Origin of the sequence: Psychrobacter sp. 28M-43 (assembly GCF_014770435.1) — a bacterium.
In the GTDB taxonomy this organism is placed as follows: domain Bacteria; phylum Pseudomonadota; class Gammaproteobacteria; order Pseudomonadales; family Moraxellaceae; genus Psychrobacter.
Genome location: NZ_CP061739.1, coordinates 3003836 through 3026968, shown reverse-complemented (window position 1 = coordinate 3026968; position 23133 = coordinate 3003836). Strand labels below are relative to the sequence as shown.

General features: G+C 43.1%; 16 protein-coding genes and 1 rRNA gene. 12 read left to right on the top strand and 5 right to left on the bottom strand.

Annotation, left to right across the window (positions count from 1 at the left end):
• Positions 1-83: 83 nt before the first annotated feature.
• Positions 84-197 (top strand): 5S ribosomal RNA (gene rrf / locus IEE84_RS12690).
• Between the two features lie 408 nt (positions 198-605).
• The gene (locus IEE84_RS12685; protein WP_191114408.1) at positions 606-1442 is read left to right on the top strand and encodes a trypsin-like serine peptidase; all 837 of its coding nucleotides are present in this window, start codon (positions 606-608) and stop codon (positions 1440-1442) included.
• A gap of 19 nt (positions 1443-1461) precedes the next feature.
• On the opposite strand, the gene IEE84_RS12680 is transcribed toward IEE84_RS12685, so the two are convergent.
• Positions 1462-1722, bottom strand: a complete 261-nt coding sequence (locus IEE84_RS12680) for a DUF1289 domain-containing protein (RefSeq protein ID WP_191114407.1) — start codon at positions 1720-1722, stop codon at positions 1462-1464.
• Between the two features lie 187 nt (positions 1723-1909).
• On the opposite strand from IEE84_RS12680, the gene IEE84_RS12675 reads away from it, so the two are divergent.
• The 3 genes from IEE84_RS12675 (at position 1910) to IEE84_RS12665 (ending at position 5436) form a co-directional block, all read left to right on the top strand.
• Positions 1910-2578, top strand: a complete 669-nt coding sequence (locus tag IEE84_RS12675) for a YqiA/YcfP family alpha/beta fold hydrolase (RefSeq protein WP_191114406.1) — start codon at positions 1910-1912, stop codon at positions 2576-2578.
• 110 nt (positions 2579-2688) lie between these two features.
• On the top strand, positions 2689-4575 hold the full coding sequence (gene parE, locus IEE84_RS12670) for a DNA topoisomerase IV subunit B (RefSeq protein WP_191114405.1): 1887 nt from the start codon (positions 2689-2691) through the stop codon (positions 4573-4575).
• Positions 4576-4740: 165 nt separating this feature from the next.
• Positions 4741-5436: a lysophospholipid acyltransferase family protein gene (locus tag IEE84_RS12665; protein WP_057762140.1), complete on the top strand. Its 696-nt coding sequence runs from the start codon at positions 4741-4743 to the stop codon at positions 5434-5436.
• Between the two features lie 179 nt (positions 5437-5615).
• Here IEE84_RS12665 and budC read toward each other — a convergent pair whose 3' ends face one another.
• Positions 5616-6398, bottom strand: coding sequence for a meso-2,3-butanediol dehydrogenase (gene budC / locus IEE84_RS12660; protein WP_057762139.1), 783 nt, complete (start codon positions 6396-6398; stop codon positions 5616-5618).
• Between the two features lie 295 nt (positions 6399-6693).
• On the opposite strand from budC, the gene IEE84_RS12655 reads away from it, so the two are divergent.
• The gene (locus IEE84_RS12655) at positions 6694-8145 is read left to right on the top strand and encodes a hypothetical protein (protein ID WP_191114404.1); all 1452 of its coding nucleotides are present in this window, start codon (positions 6694-6696) and stop codon (positions 8143-8145) included.
• Between the two features lie 128 nt (positions 8146-8273).
• Here the strand turns inward: IEE84_RS12655 and IEE84_RS12650 are convergent, their stop codons facing one another.
• Positions 8274-9938 (bottom strand): mechanosensitive ion channel, encoded by a 1665-nt coding sequence (locus IEE84_RS12650; RefSeq protein ID WP_057762135.1) that lies wholly within the window; start codon positions 9936-9938, stop codon positions 8274-8276.
• 456 nt (positions 9939-10394) lie between these two features.
• On the opposite strand from IEE84_RS12650, the gene IEE84_RS12645 reads away from it, so the two are divergent.
• Positions 10395-11126, top strand: a complete 732-nt coding sequence (locus tag IEE84_RS12645) for a BamJ family beta-barrel-assembly machinery protein (protein WP_057762133.1) — start codon at positions 10395-10397, stop codon at positions 11124-11126.
• A 134-nt stretch (positions 11127-11260) separates the two neighbouring features.
• On the opposite strand, the gene argA is transcribed toward IEE84_RS12645, so the two are convergent.
• Positions 11261-12583 carry an amino-acid N-acetyltransferase gene (gene argA, locus IEE84_RS12640; RefSeq protein WP_057762129.1) on the bottom strand — a complete coding sequence of 441 codons (1323 nt, stop codon included), beginning with the start codon at positions 12581-12583 and terminating at the stop codon, positions 11261-11263.
• Positions 12584-12981: 398 nt separating this feature from the next.
• On the opposite strand from argA, the gene IEE84_RS12635 reads away from it, so the two are divergent.
• Complete coding sequence (locus tag IEE84_RS12635; protein WP_191114403.1) at positions 12982-13569, top strand: hypothetical protein; 588 nt, start codon at positions 12982-12984, stop codon at positions 13567-13569.
• Between the two features lie 176 nt (positions 13570-13745).
• On the opposite strand, the gene IEE84_RS12630 is transcribed toward IEE84_RS12635, so the two are convergent.
• On the bottom strand, positions 13746-14750 hold the full coding sequence (locus IEE84_RS12630; protein WP_191114402.1) for a patatin-like phospholipase family protein: 1005 nt from the start codon (positions 14748-14750) through the stop codon (positions 13746-13748).
• Positions 14751-15030: 280 nt separating this feature from the next.
• Between IEE84_RS12630 and recG the strand changes: the two genes are divergently transcribed.
• From recG to IEE84_RS12610, 4 genes are all read left to right on the top strand, one after another.
• Positions 15031-17382, top strand: coding sequence for an ATP-dependent DNA helicase RecG (gene recG, locus IEE84_RS12625; RefSeq protein WP_191114401.1), 2352 nt, complete (start codon positions 15031-15033; stop codon positions 17380-17382).
• Between the two features lie 524 nt (positions 17383-17906).
• Positions 17907-19199, top strand: a complete 1293-nt coding sequence (locus tag IEE84_RS12620; protein ID WP_191114400.1) for an efflux RND transporter periplasmic adaptor subunit — start codon at positions 17907-17909, stop codon at positions 19197-19199.
• Positions 19196-22285 carry an efflux RND transporter permease subunit gene (locus IEE84_RS12615; protein ID WP_191114399.1) on the top strand — a complete coding sequence of 1030 codons (3090 nt, stop codon included), beginning with the start codon at positions 19196-19198 and terminating at the stop codon, positions 22283-22285. The genes IEE84_RS12620 and IEE84_RS12615 overlap by 4 nt, the downstream gene beginning before the upstream one ends.
• 71 nt (positions 22286-22356) lie before the next feature.
• Positions 22357-23067, top strand: coding sequence for an AraC family transcriptional regulator (locus IEE84_RS12610; protein ID WP_191114398.1), 711 nt, complete (start codon positions 22357-22359; stop codon positions 23065-23067).
• Positions 23068-23133 lie beyond the last annotated feature (66 nt).

The window sequence follows — 23133 nt, the reverse complement described above, 5'->3', positions numbered from 1 at the left end:
TCAGTTAGGTTACAAGTTGATCGACAACAAGCTCAAACTTGATGTCAATAAAAACAATAACAGACTCATATCTAACCCCCTTTGCTGACGACAATAGCGCGATGGCCCCACCTGATCCCTTCCCGAACTCAGAAGTGAAACATCGTAGCGCCAATGGTAGTGTGGTTCGCCCATGTGAGAGTAGGTCATCGTCAGCTCTCTATTCTGATTTGCCCCTTGATACTGATGTATCAAGGGGCTTTTCTTTGTGGAAAACAAAAAATATACTATGACTGGTATTAGGGATTTTTATAGCGATGTATGATACGGCTTCAGATTTAGCTAAAATTAATGCACATAATAAGTTAGATCAAAAAAAATTAACAGTATGATTAGGTCATAGAAACCAAGCCGACGCTGGAAATAATGTTGAATATAATAATTAGTAACTAAAAAAATTGATATACAGTTTTCGAGATTTTATCGTTCGGAATTTAGCCTAAATAATTAATTTGAATATGTCTTAATCAATAATTTGGTGAGCTTTGAGTAAAATTAAATCTAGACTATATTTGACGCTTGATGAGTATTCAAACCAATAATCATTAACATTGTAGGTGTTTAAAATGGAATCTAAACAAGCGGTGGAAGGTAACTATCCTTTAGATGTTGAGTTACCATCGCTAAAGTCATTATTCATAGAAATGTACTTCAATGATCAGTTATTAAGTACTGGTACAGCGACTCTTATTTCAAATACTAGAGAGTCTCATTGTGCTTTGGTCACTAATCGTCATAATGTGACTGGCAGGCATCAAGAAACAGGTAAATGCTTAAGTGCAACTCTAGGCGTTCCTAATAATATTGTTATTTATTTTCACCGTTCAGGAGATGACGTAGGCAACTGGATCAAAGTTAAGCTTCCATTATACAGGGAAGATGAAACTCCATTTTGGATCGAACATCCGGAGTTAGGTGAAAAGGCTGATATCGTAGCTTTGAATTTGAACTGGGGCAGTGATGTACTTAAATTGCCATATTACCTCAAATTAGATTTAGATCGAGTTGGTATGGTGGTAAGTCCAGCAGAAACCTTAAGTGTAATAGGCTTTCCTTTTGGAATGTCAACAACTGGAAAGCTGCCTATTTGGGCAACTGGGTTTTTAGCGCAGGAACTTGGTTTGATTACAAAAAGTAATCCTGTTTTTTTAATTGACTGTAGGACTAGACAGGGTCAGTCTGGTTCTCCTGTCATTGCATTCAGGACATCAGGTCATCGATCAATAAAAGATAAACGTATCAGTGCTAGTCTGTCTAGTAATACTACTTGGGAATTTCTAGGTATATACTCTGGTCGAGTTAATGCGGAATCAGACCTAGGCAAGGTTTGGCACGTATCTTCATTGGAAGAACTTATAAACGCAGCAGAGGTTGATTATAATGAGCGTAATAATGACTTCTAAATATGACATTTGGCCTAACCTAAAACAACTCACCCATCTCAACGTCTTCTTCAAAATCAAATCCTAACTGCTCGCCCTTACGCTGTCTCATTTGCTCTATACGCAGCTTACGTCCTGCGATAAGCCTTAGCACCTCGCGTTGCTGCTCTGTCGTCATGTCATGCCATAGCTGGCGCTCAGTTCGACTACGTAGGCAACCAAAGCAATAACCCTTCTTATTGCTTTGACAAAGACCAATACATGGATTGGCAATCTCGAACAGCTCAAACTGTTGATTCATGACTCCTCCATAATGACTACCGTCATTCCTTTGACCTGCATAAAATCACTGTACAACATTATTATGTCGCAAATACTGACTAATAGTGTGCCATTTTATTGTTATTATTTCCGTCTAGCGGGTGCTATGCTTAGCTTTGATAGCCTTTATAAGATAATCATAACAAAATTAATAAGTGAGATGATACGTGAACTTGATTTATATCCATGGATTGGACAGTGATGCCAACTCGACTAAAGGGGTGTTGTTAGAAAAATATTGCCAGCTTCATCATCCTGATATTAATGTGCTGCGTCCTGATTTAAATAAAACCCCTGCTCAAGTGTGTGAGCAATTACTGTCTTTAATCAAAGCACTAAATAATAGTGCAGATAGAAAATCAGCAGATAAGCAGACTGAGTTATCAAATACGGTATTAATCGGTAGCTCGCTAGGTGGGTATTTTTCTACTTTGATAAGCAATCAGATAGGTTGCCCAGTTTTACTGCTCAATCCTAGTACGCAGCCCCATATCACTTTACAGCGTTTCTCTAATCAATCAGTATCAAGTCAAGATAATTTAAATGAGTCATCTACTAGCAAAGTTCTGCATACGACAGCGGGCGGCTGGAGTATTACGCCTGTAGATTTACAGTGGTTTGCAGATAATCAGCTGTTATCAGTAAATTATCCCGATAAAGTTGCTGTGCTGCTAAAAGAAAGCGACGAGCTGTTAAATTCTGAACTGTCTAGAGATTTTTATCAAAGTCATGGCGCATCGGTAACGGTGCAAGAGGGTGGCGATCATCGCTTCAGTGATTTTAATGATCAGCTACCGATGGTGATGAATATCTTACAGAATTTAGTACAAGCCTAAATAGACGACATTATATGACGTAAGCGATGGAGTATTAACGTTAACGTCGCTATTTTTCGTTATAATGGTTTAATAGAATTAAACGCACGCGAACAGTTAAGGATGCATTTGTGAGTCAATATAATGCGCAATCGTTAGAAGTTTTAGAAGGTCTTGAGCCAGTCCGTCGTCGTCCGGGTATGTATACCGACACCACGCGCCCGAATCATCTGGCGCAAGAGGTCATTGATAACTCAGTTGATGAAGCGTTAGCTGGTTATGCTAAAACCATCAAGGTGCAATTGCATAGTGATGGATCGTTGTCTGTCGAAGATGATGGGCGCGGTATGCCAACTGATATTCACCCTGAGTTTGGTCAATCTGGTATTGAGCTGATTTTGACCCGCTTGCATGCAGGTGGAAAGTTTTCGACTTCTAATTATGAAGTGTCAGGTGGTCTGCATGGTGTAGGTATCTCTGTTGTCAATGCGCTATCAACTCGCGTTGAGGTTACGGTATGGCGTGATAGCACACAGTTTGATATGGCGTTTGAAAATGGTGCACCAGTTACGCCATTAACAGAAGCAGTCAGCTCAAACAAACGCAAACGTGGCACCAGAGTACATTTTTGGGCGGATGGTAGTTTTTTTGATACACCTAAACTTAATGTAAAACAGCTCAAGCATAATTTAAAAGCAAAGGCTGTTTTGGCCGCTGGACTGACGATTGAGTTTACTGACGATATCAATGATGAAAAAGTCGTTTGGCAGTTTACGGATGGGGTAGTCGAGTATCTAAGCGAACAACTAGATGGTTTGGAAACATTGCCTGAAGCGCCGTTTTATTATAATTACGATGCGAAAGCGGGCGAACGAGCGGCTATTACCTTTGCCTTGTCTTGGTTGCCTGATGGTGGTACGCCGATTCAAGAAAGCTATGTGAACCTGATTCCCACAGCTCAGGGCGGTACGCACGTCAATGGTCTACGTACGGGAATTTTAGAAGCTCTGCGTGAGTTCTGTGATATTCATAATTTGCTACCACGTAGTGTGAAGCTAACCGCAGAAGATGTCTGGGATGGGGTGAATTATATCCTGTCTCTGAAGTTCTCTGAGCCACAGTTTTCTGGACAGACCAAAGAGCGCTTATCTAGTCGCGAAGCGGCGGGCGCTGTACAGACGTTGGCAAAAGATGCCTTTAGCCTATGGTTAAACCAACATGCGGAAATGGGCACGCAAATCGCTGAATTGGCGATTAATAAAGCAGGTCGTCGTCTAAAATCTGCCAAAAAAGTCGCTCGTAAAAAGATTACTCAGGGACCAGCATTGCCTGGTAAATTGGCAGACTGCCGTGGTGATTTGCGTGATGGTGCCGAGCTATTCTTAGTAGAGGGTGACTCTGCAGGTGGTAGTGCTAAGCAAGCAAGAGATCGTCATTATCAGGCGATATTACCTCTGCGCGGTAAAATCCTAAATACATGGGAAGTATCATCAGATACGGTGTTATCAAGTCAAGAGATTCATGATATTGCCATAGCTATCGGTGTCGATCCTGCCTCTGATGATTTGTCCGAGCTGCGTTACGACAAGATATGTATCTTAGCGGATGCTGACTCTGATGGACTGCACATTGCGACATTGATCTGCGCTTTGTTTGTGAAGCACTTCCCTGCGCTAGTGGATGCGGGTCATTTATTTGTGGCCATGCCGCCATTGTACCGAGTGGATGTGGGTAAAGAAGTTCATTATGCATTGGATGAGCCGGAGCTTGCACATATCTTGGCTAACGTACCGGGTAATAAAAAAGCCCAGATTACACGTTTTAAAGGACTTGGTGAAATGAGCGCTGAGCAACTACGTGAGACGACGATGAGCCGTGATACACGCCGCTTAGTACAGTTAGATATGGATGACATGGTACTGACCAATAGCGTGATGGATATGCTACTGGCTAAGAAGCGTGCCTCTGATCGCAAGTCGTGGCTTGAGAGCAAAGGTGATTTGGCCGATATTTCTTAACAAGTAGCAATGAATTTAAAGAAATATGTGTGCAAAATATCGAAATAGGTCATTACTTATATTTATGGTTAAACAATCTATCACATAATAAAAGCACGCAAAATTTAGCCTAGCCACAAAGGCTTAATGGTATTATGTCAGTACCTTTCATTATATTGTGCTGTCATGATACCGAAGATTTTTAACCGTTCTAAGTCTGTTGTTTCTAAACCTGCGCGCTCCAAAGTACTCCCAAAACTTAGCAAAAAGCATTTGGGAGACAAGGTTCCAAAGCGTGGTAACAAGTTTGCGCCTGTTATTGCATCCGCGCTGTTAAAGGCGTCAGGTTGGCGTACGGTAGGCGAGATTCCAAATATTTCACAAGCTGTAGTGCTTGCTCTACCACATACTTCTAATGTGGATGGTATTTATGCGATTCCAAGTCTTTTTGCATTAGATATCAAAATCAGTATTATGGGCAAGCACACGCTATTTAAAGTGCCTGTATTTGCGCAATTATTAAATTGGATAGGGGTTATTCCTATCGATCGTGGTAATAAAGGCTCTGTACTGCAAGCCAGTATTGATAAGTTCAAAACTGGTGAACCATTATTTCTGGGGTTATCGCCAGAGGGGACACGGCAATATACTGAGTCGTGGAAGACAGGTTTTTATTATTTAGCGGTGGGTGCTGGTGTACCGATTTTGCCAGTAGCGATGGACTATAATACTAAAGAAATACGGTTTATGTCGCTGGTTTATCCTACGGGTGATATCGAAGCGGATTTACCAAAAATATATTCTCAGTATAAAGGGGTCCTACCAAGACACCTTGAGCGTTTGTCGCAGCCACTACAAGACATCAATAATGCAGCTGAATAAGCCAAATAGTATAAATATTAGTTCAATTAGTTAAGTCAACAGAACTGGTTGTATTGCGGGTACGCAGGCTAACAGCCACCTACGACTAAGTTCTGATAATTGATGTTGAAAAAGCCCCTGATATGATCATATCAGGGGCTTTTTTTGAATAATATTTGGATGTCTATCAGCTTAACAATTTAGAACTGTGGTTGGCCGTTAGAGGCACTAACACCGCCGTCTACAGGTAGATTGACACCAGTAATCATAGAAGCATCATCACTTGCTAAGAAGGTAATGGCAGCGGCGATATCTTCTGGGGTTGCCAAACGTCCAAGCGGACAGCGAGCTAAGAATTTATCCGTCTTAGATTCATTGTCTTGGATAGCCGTAGTCATATCGGTTTTGGTGACGCTTGGATTAACCGCATTGACGCGAACACCATCTGAACCATGATCCAATGCCAATGTGCGGGTCAAATTGGTCACACCCGCTTTAGCGGCATTGTAGGCAGCCATGTTCCAGTCACCACCTACACCTGAGAGCGATGAGATATTGACGATATTACCCTTTGATGCAATTAAGTGAGGCATAGCCGCTTGAGAGACGTAAAAAGTCCCATTTAGATTCACATCGATAGCAGAGCGCCAATCATCAGCAGATAATTCTGTGATCTTACCTTGAGTTGCTTTGCCAGCATTGTTTACCAAGATATCAATCTTGCCGAATTTGTCGATAGCGCGCTCAACCATCTCTTGTACTTGGCTTTGGACACTGATGTCGCATGTAATAATGAGATAATTATCGGTATGAATCCAGGTACGATCTTGCGGCAACTCTTTGGCAGTTTCTTCTAGTGTTGCTGCCGTACGTCCTACTAGAACCACACTAGCGCCTTCCTCAGCAAAGCGAATGGCAGTTGCACGGCCAATACCAGAACCTGCACCCGTTACAACGACGGTCTTTTCTTTAAAACGCTTCATAATGTTTAATCCTTATTATTATATAATAGTCATTAAAAATTCGATGATTAACATTTCAATGACTACGGTTTCGATAAATACAACTAAGTACAGTTTGTCATCCATAAACTTGCACGCAAGCAATACTGCTTTGATATCATCATAACAAGTGATCGCTTTGAAAGCGACTGTCTCTGATAGTGCTTATGTAGCATAATTTTGCATCATTCAAATATTTGTAATACGCGATAATCATGTTTTTATTACGAGCTGGCATGTGCAATATTCATCATACGATAATAGAAGGTTGGAACTTGTGTCCCATTCGATTACTACTATGCCCGACTGGGGCTATCTGACGACGGAGCTAGTCAGTTATTTACAAGCAGATGCTATGGCAGTGACTCTAGCAGGTATGCATACGATTGAACATGAGTACAATGCTCAGTATATCGCTCGTCACTACCAGTATCAGTTGCCACTTGGCAAGCTGCAGCTATTGGAGCTGACACTATATCTACCCTATGATACAGAATCAGTTGATATTAAGGCTGTACGTATGACTGCGGTAAAGTCAGCACTTACATGGTACAAGTCATTATCGTCTCAAAATGAAGAAAATGCCTTAGCTGGTTATGAAGCTATGATTTTTGACATTCAGCTTGTCGGAGGAAGTAGCAGTCTTAATCAAGATGATAACAATGACAGTGCAAATAATTTAAACAGTGCTCTACAACGACTTAAACACAATTTTGGGGTTCGTTATTTTTTAGAAGACTTGGTTGTCGACATGAGCGAAAGCATGCAGCAGCTGCAAGTCTTTAGCTGGGATGACTGGTATTCGATAGCAGCAGCAGTACGCACCCCATGTGAATTATGGCGTTTCTTAGCTTATCATCTGGAGCAGCTGCAGCAATCGGCCGTAAACCATATCCCAAGTTTTGAATCGGAAGACGCTTTGGTTGAGCGCTTCTTACGAAGCCCAGACCTGTTTGCTCCTGCTATTGTAGTTGATAATGCGCTCATCAAAAATGAAGTACAAGACGAACCTAACTCAGCATTGGTCGCCATCACGCTTGCCTACAAGAACCAAAGTTCAACTGCTCAGATGTACCATCAGCATATGATACAAGCGGCCACGATATGGTCTCAGCTAAGTATGCAGATGATAGATACGTATGGTAAAAAGCACGTAACTAATAATGACGAACAGACAGAAACACCGCTAGCTCACTGGCAACAACAACTACTAGATGAGTCTTTGTTTTCACGTCACGAGCTTATTCGTACGCTATATAGACACCCTAAACAAAGCGCAGCACTGCAAAAAGATGGCTACGTCGTACATCAACATTCTTATGAAAGTTTGGGCCGTCATTATGTGCTGGTTTTTTATGGTCAGGAGTCAAAGGGTCCTAATAGCAAAGCCGCTGTCCAACCAAAGCTAGCAAAGATTGCACAGGACATTGCCACACGTTTGCCAATTATTGAACTACATCATGTAGTTGTGCTTGGTATCGACTTTATCACTGAGAATAATGAGAATTTTTTCGATATTGATTTGTGGATTCAGCCAGTTGATGCAATGACTCAAAGGGAGCGCCAACTTACTAAGCAAATGCAGAAACTAAAACAACAAGAATTAGATAAGAAAAGTACGACACCTGCTAGTAGCGTAGAAGATAGTAAACCTGTGAAGGCGCAAAAAGAAAAATTGCCTCAAGTACAGATGAGCTTAACAATTCCAGCGCGAAAAGATAAGCAGTAGATAGACGTAGTTAGCTTTCTACCCGTTTATTAATAAGAAGAACCATGGATTTATTAATATATTTACTGACATAAAAAAAGACAGCCTAGGCTGTCTTTTTCGTATCTAAATTAAACAATCAAAAATACTTATTTATTGATATCGTCATTGAGACCGCTACCAGGAAGTACGTCATCACTGTTGTAGATGTCATTAGTATCAACACGTGGTGTATCAACTACATCGGTACGTAAATCAGTGGTAGGTGTACTAGCAGCAGATGGCGTGTTTTCACGAACTGAATCAGCAACCTTTTCTTGAGTTGATGAACTTGGCTGTAGCGCAGATTTTGCTTTCGCTTCAGTACGTTCATGGTCCATCTTGTCCTGCATTTTACGTAGGAAGCGAGCTGCAGCTTCTTGACCACCAAGACCAAATGATAGAGCAAAGGCAACGGCTACCGCACCTAGTGTTAGACCAAATGCTAAGTTAACGATTGAATCGGCAATACCCATCGCTTTTAGACCCATTGCTAATACTAGGCCCATGATTAATACACGTACGATGTTTGCTAGGAATTGTGAACCTTGCTCAGAACGTTCAACCACACCTGCAATGATATTGGCAAGCCAGAATCCGATAAATAGGATAATTGCGCCTAGGATGATGTTTGCACCGAATGCGATAAACATCGTAATAATAGCTGAGATAGGCTCGAAACCTAACAAGTCAGCAGCTGCGATAGCGGCAAATAGCATAGCGAAGAAGATAATCGCATAACCAACTAGGTCAGAGATTTTCTTATCACCCATGGTTTCTTGTAGACCAACTTTCGCAGGCAATTGATTGATTTGAGTGTTCTCGATCAAACCTTTAATGATGTTGGCAACCATACGTACAACATAGAAAGTTACTACTAGGATAGCGACTGCCATAAAGATGTTTGGCAATGCTTCCATGATTTTGTTAAGCATATTGGTCGCAGGGCGAGCAATTACTTCGATTTTCAATGCGTTTAAAGCAGCAATAATGGTTGGAATGATAACCACAAGAAATGCTAATGAACCTGCAATGTTAGGTAAGCTGTTTTGCTCACTTAAACCTGCTTTTGACGCCAATTCTTGTACATTAAAAGTAGAAACAAGGTTGGTTACGATGCCGCGTACGACTTTGGCAATGATATAACCAACGACGAAGACCACACCAGCAATCAAGATATTAGGGATGAAGCTAAAGATTTTGTCGACCATATTAGTCAGTGGTGCAAACAAACCATCAAGCTCTAATTGACCAAGTACCATGGTCAACACAACCAATAAGATGAACCAGTAAACCATATCAGCAATCGTACTGCTCATTGGTTTTACACCAGCTTGTGCACTTAAACGCTCATCCATAGAGGTTTTTGCGAGTGCAGCGTTGATCGCTGTGCGTGCAACAGTAGCCACGACCCAACCAATCACACCAAGTGCGATAGCGCCGATAAGATTAGGGATAAATGCCAATACTTGATTAACCATATTTGCGAATGGTGCTGAGATAGAGTTTAAGTTTAATTGGCTAAGTGCACCTGAGATAGCAATGATGAAAATAAACCAGAAAACAATTTTGGAGATGATACCTTCAAGGTCGTAGGTCTTACCAGTTGAAGAGTTCATACGCTGATTGAGATTAACTTTAGAGAGTACGCCGCGTACCAGTGCTGCGATACCAAGGGCTACTAGCCAACCAATAACGAATATCAAAATAGCACCAATGATGGAACCGATAGGTCCACCGAGATAGCCGTTAAAAGATGTATACATTGGGTTCATCTTATCCTCCTTGAAGCATCTTATATAACTCGCCAAAAACAATGTTCATACAGCGATTAGTGAGCAAGACATACAGATGGTTGTCATAAATAGTATTTTTAGAATCAGTTATATAGAGATATTATCGTTTTTGAGCATAAACTATTATCAGCAGTATCTCTTATTTATATTACAGTGACTTCGCTATCGATATCTGCTTATTTTTGATAAAAATTAACGCTCGGTTACTTATCTCCTTAACTAATTCAGCTTAGCTGATGTATTGATGGATTTAAAGACAGAAAGCTTTACCTGTTACTATATTTGTGTGATAACTTGTTATTATGATAGAAGATATTAACATAGACTATACATTGACCCGATAATTTCGTGCAAAGCGTGGTTCCCAAAACTAAGATTTGTTATTATAGAGGAATGTGACATCTCGCCACTATTCTTACAATTAGAGAGTACTTTATGAAAAAAATCACTACTTTAGGCGTTAGTGCACTTGCTAGCGCTATGTTGTTAGTAACAGGCTGTAGCACCAACAATGGCAATCAAGAAACAGCCGCTCAAAGCGTTTCCATTACTGAACAAAGCTCAGCTAGTGAAAAAGTAGGTTATAGCTTAGGTTTCATGATGGCAGAAGGCAATAAAGACGCTGTCAAAGATCTAGACCTAAATACTTTTGAAAAAGGCTTCCGTGATGGCTACGAAGGCAATGAATCAGCATTGACCCAAGAGCAAATGCAACAAGTATTGATGGACTATCAAAAAGAACAAGAAGAGCAGTTTGTTAAAGACATGGAAACCAAAGCGACAGAAAATAAAGCCGCTGGTACTGCATTCTTAGCAGAAAACGCTAAAAAAGAAGGCGTGAAGCAAACAGAGTCTGGTCTACAGTATAAAGTTATCAAAGCAGGTACTGGTAAATCACCAAAAGCAACTGACGTGGTTGAAGTAAACTACGAAGGTAAATTGCTTGATGGTACAGTATTTGATAGCTCTTATGAGCGCGGTGAGCCAATTGAGTTCCCACTAAACCAAGTAATCGCTGGCTGGACTGAAGGTCTACAGCTGATGAAAGAAGGCGGAAAATACGAGTTCTATATCCCATCAGACATCGCTTATGGCGAAGCGGGTAACGCTGGTATCGAGCCTAACAGCACGCTTATCTTTACTGTTGAGCTATTAAAAGTAAAATAAGTATCTAAAGCAAATATTGTTTAGGTACTTAACTTAAAAAAAGCCTTCATAATTATATGAAGGCTTTTTTACGATTAATATTTTACCTCAGACTGATATCGATCTTATAAAGCCGATATCAAGTTGGCGATAAACTATAGATTCTTTTGAAAGACTTTAGAGTTGCGGCCGTTATGGTACTTCTCTAAACGTGCTTCAGGTAAAGCACTGGCTTCAACTTCAGCGAAGCCTTGCTCAACGAACCAATGCGCGGTACGAGTGGTCAAAACAAACAGCTTGTACAAACCATGACTGCGCGCTTGCTGCTCTAGAAACGCTAACAAATCTGCGCCGCGGCTACCACTACGATATTCAGGACGTACGGCAACACAGGCAACTTCCGCTGACTCTGAATCTAGCGTATGCAATGCTGCACAGCCCAAAATCATACCATCACGCTCAATCACACTATAGTTATCAATCTCTTGCTCCAAGCGCTCACGTGAGCGGCTGACCAAGATACCTTGCTCTTCTAGAGGTGACAGTAGCTCAATAAGACCAACCACATCATCGATATTGGCACGGCGAATTTCTTCATAAGGGTCGTGGCTAATCAGCGTACCAGAACCATCACGTGTGAATAGCTCTTCTAGTAATGCGCCGTTTTTGGCATACGAAATAATATGCGTGCGATGGACACCTTGACGACAGGCCAAGCTTGCACAGTTTAAGAAATAATTGATTTCACAATTTAGATCACGATCACGTAAGAAGCGATCAACTTCATTAGGAATCATTTCACGTAATAAACGATCGTCGTCGTTGATACCCGCTTCTTCACCTAAGAATATAAGCTTATCAGCGCCAAGTGCTACGGCAGCGCTTAGAGCAACATCTTCCGCTAATAAGTTAAATACTTCGCCAGTCGCAGAGTAGCCCATCGAGCCTAGTACAACGATATGGTCGTGAAGTAGGTTGTTTTTGATGGCTTCTACATCAATAGAACGCACTTCACCCGTCATTTGGTAATCAATACCTTCACGGATACCGTATGGGCGAGCTGTCACGAAATTACCCGATATCGCATCAATACGCGAACCATACATCGGAGAGTTGGCTAGCCCCATTGATAGCTGAGCTTCAATCTGTAAACGAATAGCACCAACGGCTTGTAAGATAGATGGCATCGCTGCACGTGGCGTAATACGGATGTCTTGATGTAGCGGCGATTCAATATTAGCGTCTTTTAAGTTCTTTTCGATTTGAGGTCGTGCCCCGTGTACCAGTACTAGCTTGATACCCAAGCTATGCAACAAGGCAAAATCATGAATAAGTGTGCTGAAGTTCGCATGATTGACCGCTTCACCACCAAACATGATCACGAAAGTTTTGCCGCGATGGGTATTAATGTAGGGTGCAGAGTTACGGAACCAATGGACGTATTCAGGGTTGATCTGGGGCATGGAGCTAGTAGTCATAATGGGAGCAGTAGTCGTTAGAATAAGAAAAGGGGCGCAGCAAAAAAATGCCTAACGCTAAAGATTTACCATAGCAAAAAACGCGGTTATGAGCTATCTTTTATTTCAGCTGTATTCAAGCATTCTGATTGCCAATCGCTGATATACACAACCTAAACACTGGGTTAATGTACGTACAAATGCTTTTTGTTATGCTAAGCGCTATTGCTTTACAGATGCTGAGCGAAGATAATCAGGTTAGATAAATGAGTTCATGTGTTTGATAGATTGTATGAACTATTTCACAGCGATATCTTATATACATCGTAATGCTTTTTATCTGTTGAACAAATTATAAAAATAACTTAAGTTGCACCATCTGTGTTTTACCGATATATCAACCAGGGATAATGAAAATCATGAAAAAAAGTAACCAGTTTGCTAGCCCGTTCAGTGCTTGGAGCGGCCACCGCTTATTTCACGTTGTTGCCGGTACGCTCATCGGTGCAATGGTAGTCACACAAGCTTCAGCGATGCTGCCAACACCAGAGCAAGCGGTTGATAGCTCAATGGCTATTCAGACAAGTGCCAATAAGAGCAGCAACTCAAGTGCTCAGGCCGTTAACAGCAGAATCACAGCGTCATTGGTCAGTGTTGATGCCAACGGTCAAGAAGTGCTTGTCCCTGTAGATACCAATACTCGTTTGCAGTCAGGTAATGTATTGGAGTATCAGGGGTACTTTACCAATACCAATGCAGATCGCGTCCGTAAAATGACCGTTACGATGAGTATCCCAGAGCAGGTAGAACTACTAAAAACGGTTGCTCCTGAATTCCCGTACGGCAGTGTAGATGGCAATAACTTTGCTCGTATGCCATTACGTACCAAGGTAGATAATCAACTACAAGACGTTGCGCTTAAATACTATAAAGCGGTACGTTGGGACCTAGAAGGCGTAGGTCTAAATGATACCGTCGCTGTAAAATACCGCGCGCGCGTCAAATAGTCCTGAATTTTTGGATTAGAATTTAGCTAGCATTGATACAATTAGCACCGAAAACTATCCATTTAGTACTGAAAGCTACCAATAAAAAAGCACCACAGTTTATAGCTGCGGTGCTTTTTTTTATGATGTGTTAGGGCGTTTGATAATTTTACTGATAAGTAAGTAAAAATACTGAGCTACAGCGTGGCATATTTGCTACTAGATTTCTCTTGGATAAGTTGTTTAATTGCATTGATTTGTGGCGTTGTAGCTTGAGCACCTGCTTGTATTAGACTACGCCGCTGCTTCGTATCTATCGAACTGTTACGACTGACATTGGGAGTAATAACAATATCTGCTCGATCTCGTTCGCTCTGGTTTGATGCGGAGCGATTAGCAGTCAGGTTGGTAGCTAGAATATTGGTTTCTAGAAAGCCCCAAAAGTCACTCAATGAGTTCATAGTCGGTATTAGATTATTAGTACTATCACTGCCTTGAACTCCCGTCACATCTACAGCAATGACAATATCAGCACCTAAGTCATAGGCGCTATCTACGGGTACTAAACTGACCACACCGCCGTCGATATATTTTTTACCGACCTTTTCAGGAATGCGCGGGGCAATAAAAATATTAGGCACGCTACAGGACGCTTGCACGGCAAGCCCAGCATCGCCAGTGGTAAAGACTGTTTTCTTCAGAGTGTGTTTTTCTGCTGCGATTGCCGCAAAAGCAATGGGGAAATCCTCTATGGCACGCGCATTCACTTTGTTATTAATAAAGTTTTTTAACTTAATACCTTCGATGAAACCTTGATTGGACAAGGTAAAGTCTGTGAGCTGGCTATCAGTAGTGGTCAATGCCAATTGCTCAAGCTGTGCAGGCGTGTAACCACTGGCGTATAAGCTGCCAATCAAGCTACCCACACTCGTCCCGACTACCAATGTTGGTTTGATACCGTTTTCTTCTAGTGCTTTAATGACGCCCACATGGGCAAACCCTTTCGCACCGCCACCACCCAACACCAGTGCGACAGTAGGGACCTTAATAACAGGCTCTGGTGTGGCGGGAGTAGTCGATGGCAAGATGCTACACGCACTAATATAAAAACCGAGAATTGGTATTAAGCTCAACCTCAGTAGTTTTAAATTATGACGAATCAGATTGTGACGAAACTGACGAGGCAAAATAGAAATAAGCATAGAAAAACACCTTACGAAATTGCCAGAATTCAAAAAATAAGACATCAGTTATTGATATGATGAGAAGAAGCGGTTTATCTATAGTAGATGGACTGTATAGATGCTATTTTACTAAATAGCCTAGCATAAGCAATTGTATTGTCAGCTATAATGAAATGAGTCGAATTTTTTATACGTACTATCGTTATCGCTATTCTGTGGTACAAGTCATCATGTGCAGCCTACTAAAAATGTTTGATTTAGCATACAAAAATTAAAAATAATATTGTTAGGATCTTTAATGCCAATATCGGAGAGTCATGCCTCAGCCAACTCATTAGATCACTTTAGATCTGATATACCGCTGTCAGCACTAGATATGCCAGTGTCTGCGCTAGCAGGTGTAGGGGTAAAAGTCGCAGAGCAGTTGGCGCAATTGAATATCAAGCGGATATTCGATTTGCTACTACATTTGCCCCGTGATTATGAGGATCGCAGTCGACTGGTATCAATCGCAGATGTAGAACATGGACAATCAGCGCTAATTACTGGTCACATCGTCCATGTTGATACCAAGCGTAGTGGGATGACTGTGACGGTGGACGATGATACGGGTACGATATCGTTGCGGTTTTTTAAGGTCTATCGTGGTCTGGTACAGACTATGAATTTGGGAACACGCTTACAGCTGTTTGGTGAGGTTAAAGTCAGCCGTTACGGTAAGCAGATACATCATCCTGAATATCAAGTTATCACTGACAATACAGTCATGACCGATACGGGATTGCAGCCTATTTATCCTACTGTCAAAGGCTTACATCAAAACAAGCTGCGCACTTTAATTAAGCTGGCATTGCAAACGGTTCGAAGCCAAGGTCTGCCAATGACATTGTTTACAGCTGAAGACTTTGCAGTTGTATCCGATTTGCCATTAGTGCCTTTTGAGCCATCTAAATCAACAGTATCAGAGGCCGAATATACCGAAGATATTTTCTCAACGTTAGCACGCAGCGTGCCTGATAATGCGATTGGCAATAGCGTATATAAACCCAACCCTTCTACCTATCAGGCAGATAATGATATACATAACGTCGCTGCCAGTATTGCTCAGCATAATGTCTATAATTTAACGATATTTGAAGCATTGGTACTGCTGCATACGCCGCCTACTTATACCAGTGCGTCTCAGCAATACAAACTATTCACTCAACTCAGTGCCCGTACGCATGCCGCCTGCCAGCGCTTGATTATTGAAGAGTTGACTGCGCATCAGCTCAGTTTGCTATATCGTCGCCAGCAGTTACATCAGCATAAAGCGCCTAAATGCACTACCAACAGTCCTCTTGCTGACAAGCTATTTTCCGCATTGCCTTTTGATTTAACGGGTGCGCAGAAAAGAGTTATGAAAGACATCACTGCGGATATGGCGACCTCAATTCCGATGCTACGACTGGTACAGGGAGATGTGGGTGCTGGTAAGACGTTGGTGGCAGCAGGGGCGGCAGGTTATGCGCTCGATAGTGGCTGGCAGGTCGCGGTAATGGCACCGACTGAGATTTTGGCAGAGCAGCATCTACTGAATTTTAAACAATGGTTTGAGCCATTAGGTATTGGTGTCGGTTGGCTTGCCGGTAAGCAAACGGCCAAACAGCGCCGTGAAGCATTGGAAGCGGTTGCAGAAAACACCGTGCAAGTGGTGGTCGGTACTCATGCATTGTTTCAGGAGCAAGTTCAGTTCGCTAAGTTAGGTTTGGTTATTATTGATGAGCAACATCGATTCGGTGTTGAGCAGCGCATGGCATTGACCAATAAAGGCGTTGCTAATAGCACCCCGCACCAGCTAATCATGACTGCAACACCGATTCCAAGAACCTTAGCGATGAGCGTTTATGGCGATATGGATACCTCAATCATTGATGAATTGCCACCGGGGCGTACCCCAATTACGACGGTAACTATCGATCGCAATCGACGCGATGAAGTCATAGAACGTATTGCGATTAATTGCGAAGCGGGCAGGCAAGCGTATTGGGTATGCTCACTGGTAGAGGCCTCTAGCGTATTGGATGCGCAGGCAGCTGAAGCTACTTATGAGGATTTAAATGAACGTCTAGATATTCGTATTGGACTAGTGCATGGCAAAATGAAGTCTGCTGATAAGCAAGCCATTATGCAGGAGTTCAAAGCAGGTAATTTGGACTTGCTGATTGCGACGACTGTCATCGAGGTAGGGGTCGATGTGCCCAATGCGTCATTGATGGTTATCGAAAATGCGGAGCGTTTGGGATTATCCCAATTGCATCAGCTACGCGGGCGAGTCGGACGTGGCTCGACCAAAAGCTTCTGTGTACTGTTATATCAAAAGCCGCTATCGGAGACTGGCACAGAGCGACTAAATGTCCTACGAGATAGTACTGATGGCTTCGTCATTGCTCAAAAAGACTTAGAGCTACGTGGGCCAGGAGAGCTGTTAGGCAAACGTCAAACAGGTAACGTTGGCTACTATCTGGCTGATCTGATCCGTGATGAGCAATTATTCGCTATTGCTCAGCGGTTAGCGAAGCATTTGATAGCAGACCCTGCGCGAAAAGCAGATGTCAGTCAATTGATTCATCGCTGGATGCCTGAGGCAAGTCGCTATACCAATGCTTAGTGCTTAGTGCTTAGTGCTTAGTGCTTAGTGTGTAGTACCGGTATTGGCAAATAGGTTCATTGCGTCATTGAACCTAGCTCTGGATATAATCAAACAGCATGGCCGCAACGTTAAAATTCTTTATAGACAACACTCCATCCATAGTCAGTCGTTGAATACATCAGATATTCAGCGACTGGCTATACGCGATCTTATTGCCTTAAATTGGTCAATATGCCTTTAATACTGCATATATATTCGGTCTAAGTTTCAATTAAATTTATGAACGCTAGACACTATATATAAAAATAAGATGATGACCAAATATATGCTATTCTCGATAATTTGATGAACTATTATAATAATAAACAGTGCTTTAGAGAACATCGTAATACTCGCTGTAAGTAACGCTCATAGCCATATATCAGGCTGTCCAAACATTGCTTCGATTGCGTGCCACTTTTTATTATTGCTGTGACTGATTGATATTTTTAGTCATTCCATATCGAGTATTTCAATATTGACTGTACCTACAGAGAGTTATCATGAGCGATTTTGAAGAAACCCATTCTAAGCCGGCAGCTGAATCTGAGTTGCCGCCATATCGTCAAACTGACACTTCACTTCAAAGACCATCTGCAAAACCACCAATATGGTTGTGGCCCGTATTGGCAGCCGTACTAGTGATAGGGGTGCTGCTTGGCAAGTATTGGGGCAATGATAGTAATGCACCTACAGATGAGTCAGCAACTTCTAATTCTGTCGCAAACGATCAGGCAACTGGTAGCGATGCCAGTATTGAGCAATCGGTACTCTCAGTAGAAACAGTCAGTCCAAGCCAAGATGATATCGGCAGCACGCTCAGTGCAGATGGAACCATCAATGCTAAGGATACTGCGAACATCAGTGCAAAAGTCAATGGTGTGGCTATCGAGCGTATTTTGGTCGAAGAAGGCGACCGCGTCAGAGCGGGTCAAGTCTTAGCCGTGTTCGATACTGATGCTATGGAGCAGCAAGTGCTACAGGCGCAAGCAGATGTCGCAGAAGCGGAAGCTACCCTTGCCAATGCCAGCGCTGATGCTGCACGTGTGTTGCCATTGATCGATATCGATGCCATTAGCAAACAAGAAGCCGATCGCTACCGTACCTCGGAAGTCCGTGCCAGAGCTTCTTTGCAAGCGTCTAAAGCCCGTTTGAGCAATCAGCGTTTGACGTTAGAGAACGCAAAAGTCGTCGCTCCTATCAGCGGTATTATCAGTGAAAAAATGGTAGAAGTCGGGCAGGTGGCAGGCGGGGATCCACTATTTACAATTATCAAAGGCGGCGTTTTGGAGTGGCGAGCAGATATAGATCCTAAGCTTGTCGGTGATATAAACGTCGGTACGCCTGTACAAGTCAATCTACCGGGTGGTGATACAGTGATGGGGCAAGTAAACCGCATCGCACCAACCGCAGACAATAACCGCCAAATTACGATTTATGCTAGCCTAGCTAGCAACTCAAAGATACGTGCAGGCATGTATCAAACAGGCGAATTCCTATTAGGAAGTACCAGTACGCAAACGATTCCTAATAGCGCAGTGGTCAGTAATGATGGTTATGATTATGTGATGCTCGTTACCGAGTCGACTACTCGAGATGATCGATCGATGGGACGTATCAAGCAGCAGCGAGTGACATTGGGTGAGCGATTGGGCGAGAGTGTAGCAGTGCTAGAGCCTTTGCCAAGTGACAGCCGTATCGTAAAGCAGGGTGGCAGCTTCTTAAATGATGGTGACCTAGTGCGTGTTGTTGATGGTGTAACTCAAACCAGTAAGCCAGTGCAGGCACAGCCATGAGCTTAAACGTCTCCGCTTATTCGATAAAGAACCCGCTCGTTGCTATCTTGCTGTTTGTACTGCTGACGTTGGGCGGCATTTACGGTTTCATGAAAATGAAAGTCCAGCAGTTTCCGGATATAGATTTGCCAGCTGTAGTGGTCACGGTCACGCTACCCGGTGCTGCGCCTTCACAGCTTGAAAACGATATCGCCAAAAAAATTGAAAACAAACTGACCAGTATCGAAGGCGTGAGCCATATTCGTACCACGCTACAGACGGGTGCGGCGACCATTGCCACTGAATTTACCTTAGAAAAAGACATTCAAGAAGCGGTAGACGATGTGCGGTCAGCAGTCGGCGAAGTACGTGGTGATCTACCAGCTGCGGCTAACGACCCTATCATTACCAAAGTATCTACTGCTGGGTTTCCAGTGGTTACGTATTCTGTCGCTGCTGAAAATATGAGTGTGGAGGATCTATCGTGGTTTGTTGATGATACCGTTACTAAACGGCTATCTGACATACCAGGCGTAAGTACCGTGAGCCGTGTTGGCGGGTTGCAGCGTGAAATTACGGTTGCTGCCGACCCAATTGCGTTAAGTGGTCTAAAGTTTTCTATTTCGCAATTATCGCAGCAAATCGCTGGTATCCAGCAAGACAGCTCTGGCGGGGAGGCGGAAGTTGGCAATACGACTCAGACCATCCGTGTTCTCGGTGCCGTTGAACGAGCAAATGAGCTAAACGATTTGCAAGTGGCTGTCCCTACGGGGGGCACACAAGCTTTAGGTCGTATGGCAGAAATCACTGATGGCGCAGCAGATCCAAGCTCTATTGCTAAGCTAGACGGTCAAACCGTGGTGGCATTTAACGTAACTCGATCGCGCGGTGCCAGTGAGGTCGATGTGATGGAGCTGGTTGATGAGGAGCTTGCCAAGCTGACAGCGGATGTCGGTAATATCAGTATTGAGAAAGTCTATGACCGAGCCACACCCATTGCAGAAGACTATGAAGCCTCGTTAAGAATGCTCATCGAAGGTGGACTGTTGGCTGTAGTGGTAGTCTTCCTGTTTTTGCGCAATATACGCGCGACTATCGTTGCCGCGGTCGCTTTGCCGTTATCAGTGATTCCAACCTTTTTGGGTATGTATCTGTTTGGCTTTAGTCTTAATATCATCTCACTACTGGCATTGTCATTGGTTATTGGGGTGCTGGTCGATGATGCAATCGTTGAAGTAGAAAACATCATACGCCATCTACGCATGGGTAAGACGCCTTATGAAGCGGCGATGGAAGCCGCTGATGAAATTGGTCTGGCCGTTGTCGCCACAACTTTTACTTTGATTGCAGTATTTTTACCAACGGCCTTTATGGGCGGTATCGTTGGACAGTTTTTCCGTCAGTTTGGTTGGACGGCTGCCTTATCAATTTTTGCCTCGCTGATGGTAGCGCGCCTGATTACCCCTATGATGGCAGCTTATATATTACGGCCTGAGAAAAAGCACGTCGAAAAACAAAGCGCGATGATGAAGTACTATCTTAAGATTGTGTCTTGGACTCTACATCATCGTTGGCTAACCATGGGTGCAACCCTTGTTTTATTTGTAGCATCGCTAGCTCTAGTTAAGCTGCTACCGACGTCATTTATCCCTGATAATGATATCGATCAAACTCGAGTGGCTATTGAGCTGACGCCTGATGTATCGTTGGCAGATACTGAGCGCGTGGCGGCGCTAGCAAGTGATCGCATTTTGGCCATGCCTGAGGTGACCAATATCTTTACCTCAGTGGGAGAGGCGCAGGCGTCGATGGGTGCGTCAGATGGTGGTGGCGGTAAGGCTGAAAACATCGCGGGCCTCGATATCGTGCTTGCTCCGCGTGCAGAACGAGGCACCAAGCAAGAGATAGAGCGCAAAATTAGTAAGCTAATGACAGAAGTGCCAGGAGCACGGTTTACAGTCGGGCTATCGAGTGGTGGTGAGAGCGGCTATAATTTTTCATTGACTAGTACCAATCCGCAACTGCTTGAACAAACTGCACAAAAAATCATGTCTGAGATTCGAGGTCTGCCAAGTGCAGGCGCTGTGACCAGTGATCGCAGTTTACCACGCCAAGAGCTAACGGTAACGCCAGATAGATTGGCAATGGCGGATAAAGGGGTGACCACGCAAGATATCGCTACGACTCTACGTGTGGCTACGGTGGGCGACTACGAGCAGCAATTGTCCAAGCTCAATCTTGATACGCGTCAAGTACCAATCGTGGTACGTTTACCTGATGTGGCTAAGCAAAATGTTAGTCAGCTAGAAGGTTTGTACGTGCCGACTACCATGCCTGCCGGTCAAGGCGTGCGCGTCGGTGAGGTTGCTACGCTAGACTTTGGCACTGGGCCTGCGCAGATTAGCAGACTGGATCGAGAGCGTGCCATTAGTATTACAGTACAACCTGCGAGTGGTGAGCTTGGCGATTTGGTACAAGCGGTCAAAGCAGTGCCGACCATGCAGCAACTGCCGCCTTCGATTACCATCATTGATCAAGGCCAAGCCGAAAACATGGCAGACCTTTTTAGTGGCTTTATCATTGCGATGTCCGTCGGTGTGGTTTGTATTTTAGGCGTGCTGATTCTACTTTTTGGTCGTTTGTTGCAGCCTTTTACCATTCTGATGGCGTTACCTCTGTCGATTGGTGGGGCGTTTGTCGGCTTGGTTATTACCAATAGCAGCTTATCGATGCCTTCGATGATTGGTTTTATTATGCTCATGGGTATTGCGACCAAAAACTCAATCCTATTGGTTGATTACGCGTTGATTGCCCAGCGCCGAGGGCTGGCGCGTTTTGAGGCTATCGTAGATGCATGTCGCAAGCGTGCACGGCCTATTATCATGACAACCATTGCGATGGGTGCAGGTATGCTGCCTCTAGTATTTGGTTGGGGCGATGCAGATCCTACTTTTAGGCGACCGATGGCAGCAGCGGTATTGGGGGGTCTGGTAACCTCTACACTATTGAGCTTGGTTGTTATTCCTGTCGTCTATACCTTAATGGATGATTTATCTGGATGGTTTGCTAAATGGCTGGCTCCACATGGTAAACCTAGTGACCTTTAATAGTAAGCCAAATAGCTAACCAAATAGTGAGCCAAGACACGACACAATAGTAGCAATGTGGAAAATGCTGAATGATTAACACGCTCTCAATTAGGTCATATACTCGTCAAACTAGAGGGCATTCTCATGACTTTCATCAGATTGTTTTGCCTTTGCGAGGGGCAATAAATATCGAAGTTGGGAGTTATATTGGAAAAGTTATCCCAAGCGAATATGTTGTGGTTAAGACAAATGAAAAGCACTACTTTAGCGCTGAAGAGAATGCAAAGTTTATCGTTGTGGATACAGATCTGTTGCCAGAAAATGTGCTTCATTCATCACAAGTTGTCTTTTCTATAAATTCGCCATTGTTGGCATTTTTGGAGTTTTCAGAGAGTCAGTTAAGGTATCAAATCAATCCTGAAGTAGAGAGATTAATGTTTGATACCTTTTATAAACTCCTAGAACAACAAAATCTATTTGTGCAATATGACGCTCGAATTAGAGCAGTCGTCGCATATATTCACCACAATTTTGCTAAAAACCTTTCTGTCGAAGTGTTGGCGGATATCTCTTGTCTCAGTGCTACACAGTTTAAAAAGAACTTTAAATCGCAAACAAGCCAAACCGTCACTGAGTACATCACAAAGATCAGAATGCAAAAGGCGCAAGCTTTATTATTACATACTGATTCACCTATCGCTATCATAGCCGAACTGGTTGGTTATACGGATGTTAGCGCTTTTAGCCGCCGCTTTTCTAAATATTTCGGTATTGCTCCTTCCAAATTAAAACACGTCTAACCAGACATGCAAACCGTCTAATCTGCAAAAATTATATTCTGTAACTCTCTATAATAATGTTATTCA

What these genes read in the sequence shown, in the direction of transcription:
- IEE84_RS12685 (WP_191114408.1), top strand. Translation starts at nt 606, where the DNA reads ATGGAATCTAAACAAGCGGTGGAAGGTAACTATCCTTTAGATGTTGAG.
- IEE84_RS12680 (WP_191114407.1), bottom strand. Translation starts at nt 1,722, where the DNA reads ATGAATCAACAGTTTGAGCTGTTCGAGATTGCCAATCCATGTATTGGT.
- IEE84_RS12665 (WP_057762140.1), top strand. Translation starts at nt 4,741, where the DNA reads ATGATACCGAAGATTTTTAACCGTTCTAAGTCTGTTGTTTCTAAACCT.
- budC (WP_057762139.1), bottom strand. Translation starts at nt 6,398, where the DNA reads ATGAAGCGTTTTAAAGAAAAGACCGTCGTTGTAACGGGTGCAGGTTCT.
- IEE84_RS12650 (WP_057762135.1), bottom strand. Translation starts at nt 9,938, where the DNA reads ATGAACCCAATGTATACATCTTTTAACGGCTATCTCGGTGGACCTATC.
- IEE84_RS12645 (WP_057762133.1), top strand. Translation starts at nt 10,395, where the DNA reads ATGAAAAAAATCACTACTTTAGGCGTTAGTGCACTTGCTAGCGCTATG.
- argA (WP_057762129.1), bottom strand. Translation starts at nt 12,583, where the DNA reads ATGACTACTAGCTCCATGCCCCAGATCAACCCTGAATACGTCCATTGG.
- IEE84_RS12635 (WP_191114403.1), top strand. Translation starts at nt 12,982, where the DNA reads ATGAAAAAAAGTAACCAGTTTGCTAGCCCGTTCAGTGCTTGGAGCGGC.
- IEE84_RS12630 (WP_191114402.1), bottom strand. Translation starts at nt 14,750, where the DNA reads ATGCTTATTTCTATTTTGCCTCGTCAGTTTCGTCACAATCTGATTCGT.
- recG (WP_191114401.1), top strand. Translation starts at nt 15,031, where the DNA reads ATGCCAATATCGGAGAGTCATGCCTCAGCCAACTCATTAGATCACTTT.
- IEE84_RS12620 (WP_191114400.1), top strand. Translation starts at nt 17,907, where the DNA reads ATGAGCGATTTTGAAGAAACCCATTCTAAGCCGGCAGCTGAATCTGAG.
- IEE84_RS12615 (WP_191114399.1), top strand. Translation starts at nt 19,196, where the DNA reads ATGAGCTTAAACGTCTCCGCTTATTCGATAAAGAACCCGCTCGTTGCT.
- IEE84_RS12610 (WP_191114398.1), top strand. Translation starts at nt 22,357, where the DNA reads ATGATTAACACGCTCTCAATTAGGTCATATACTCGTCAAACTAGAGGG.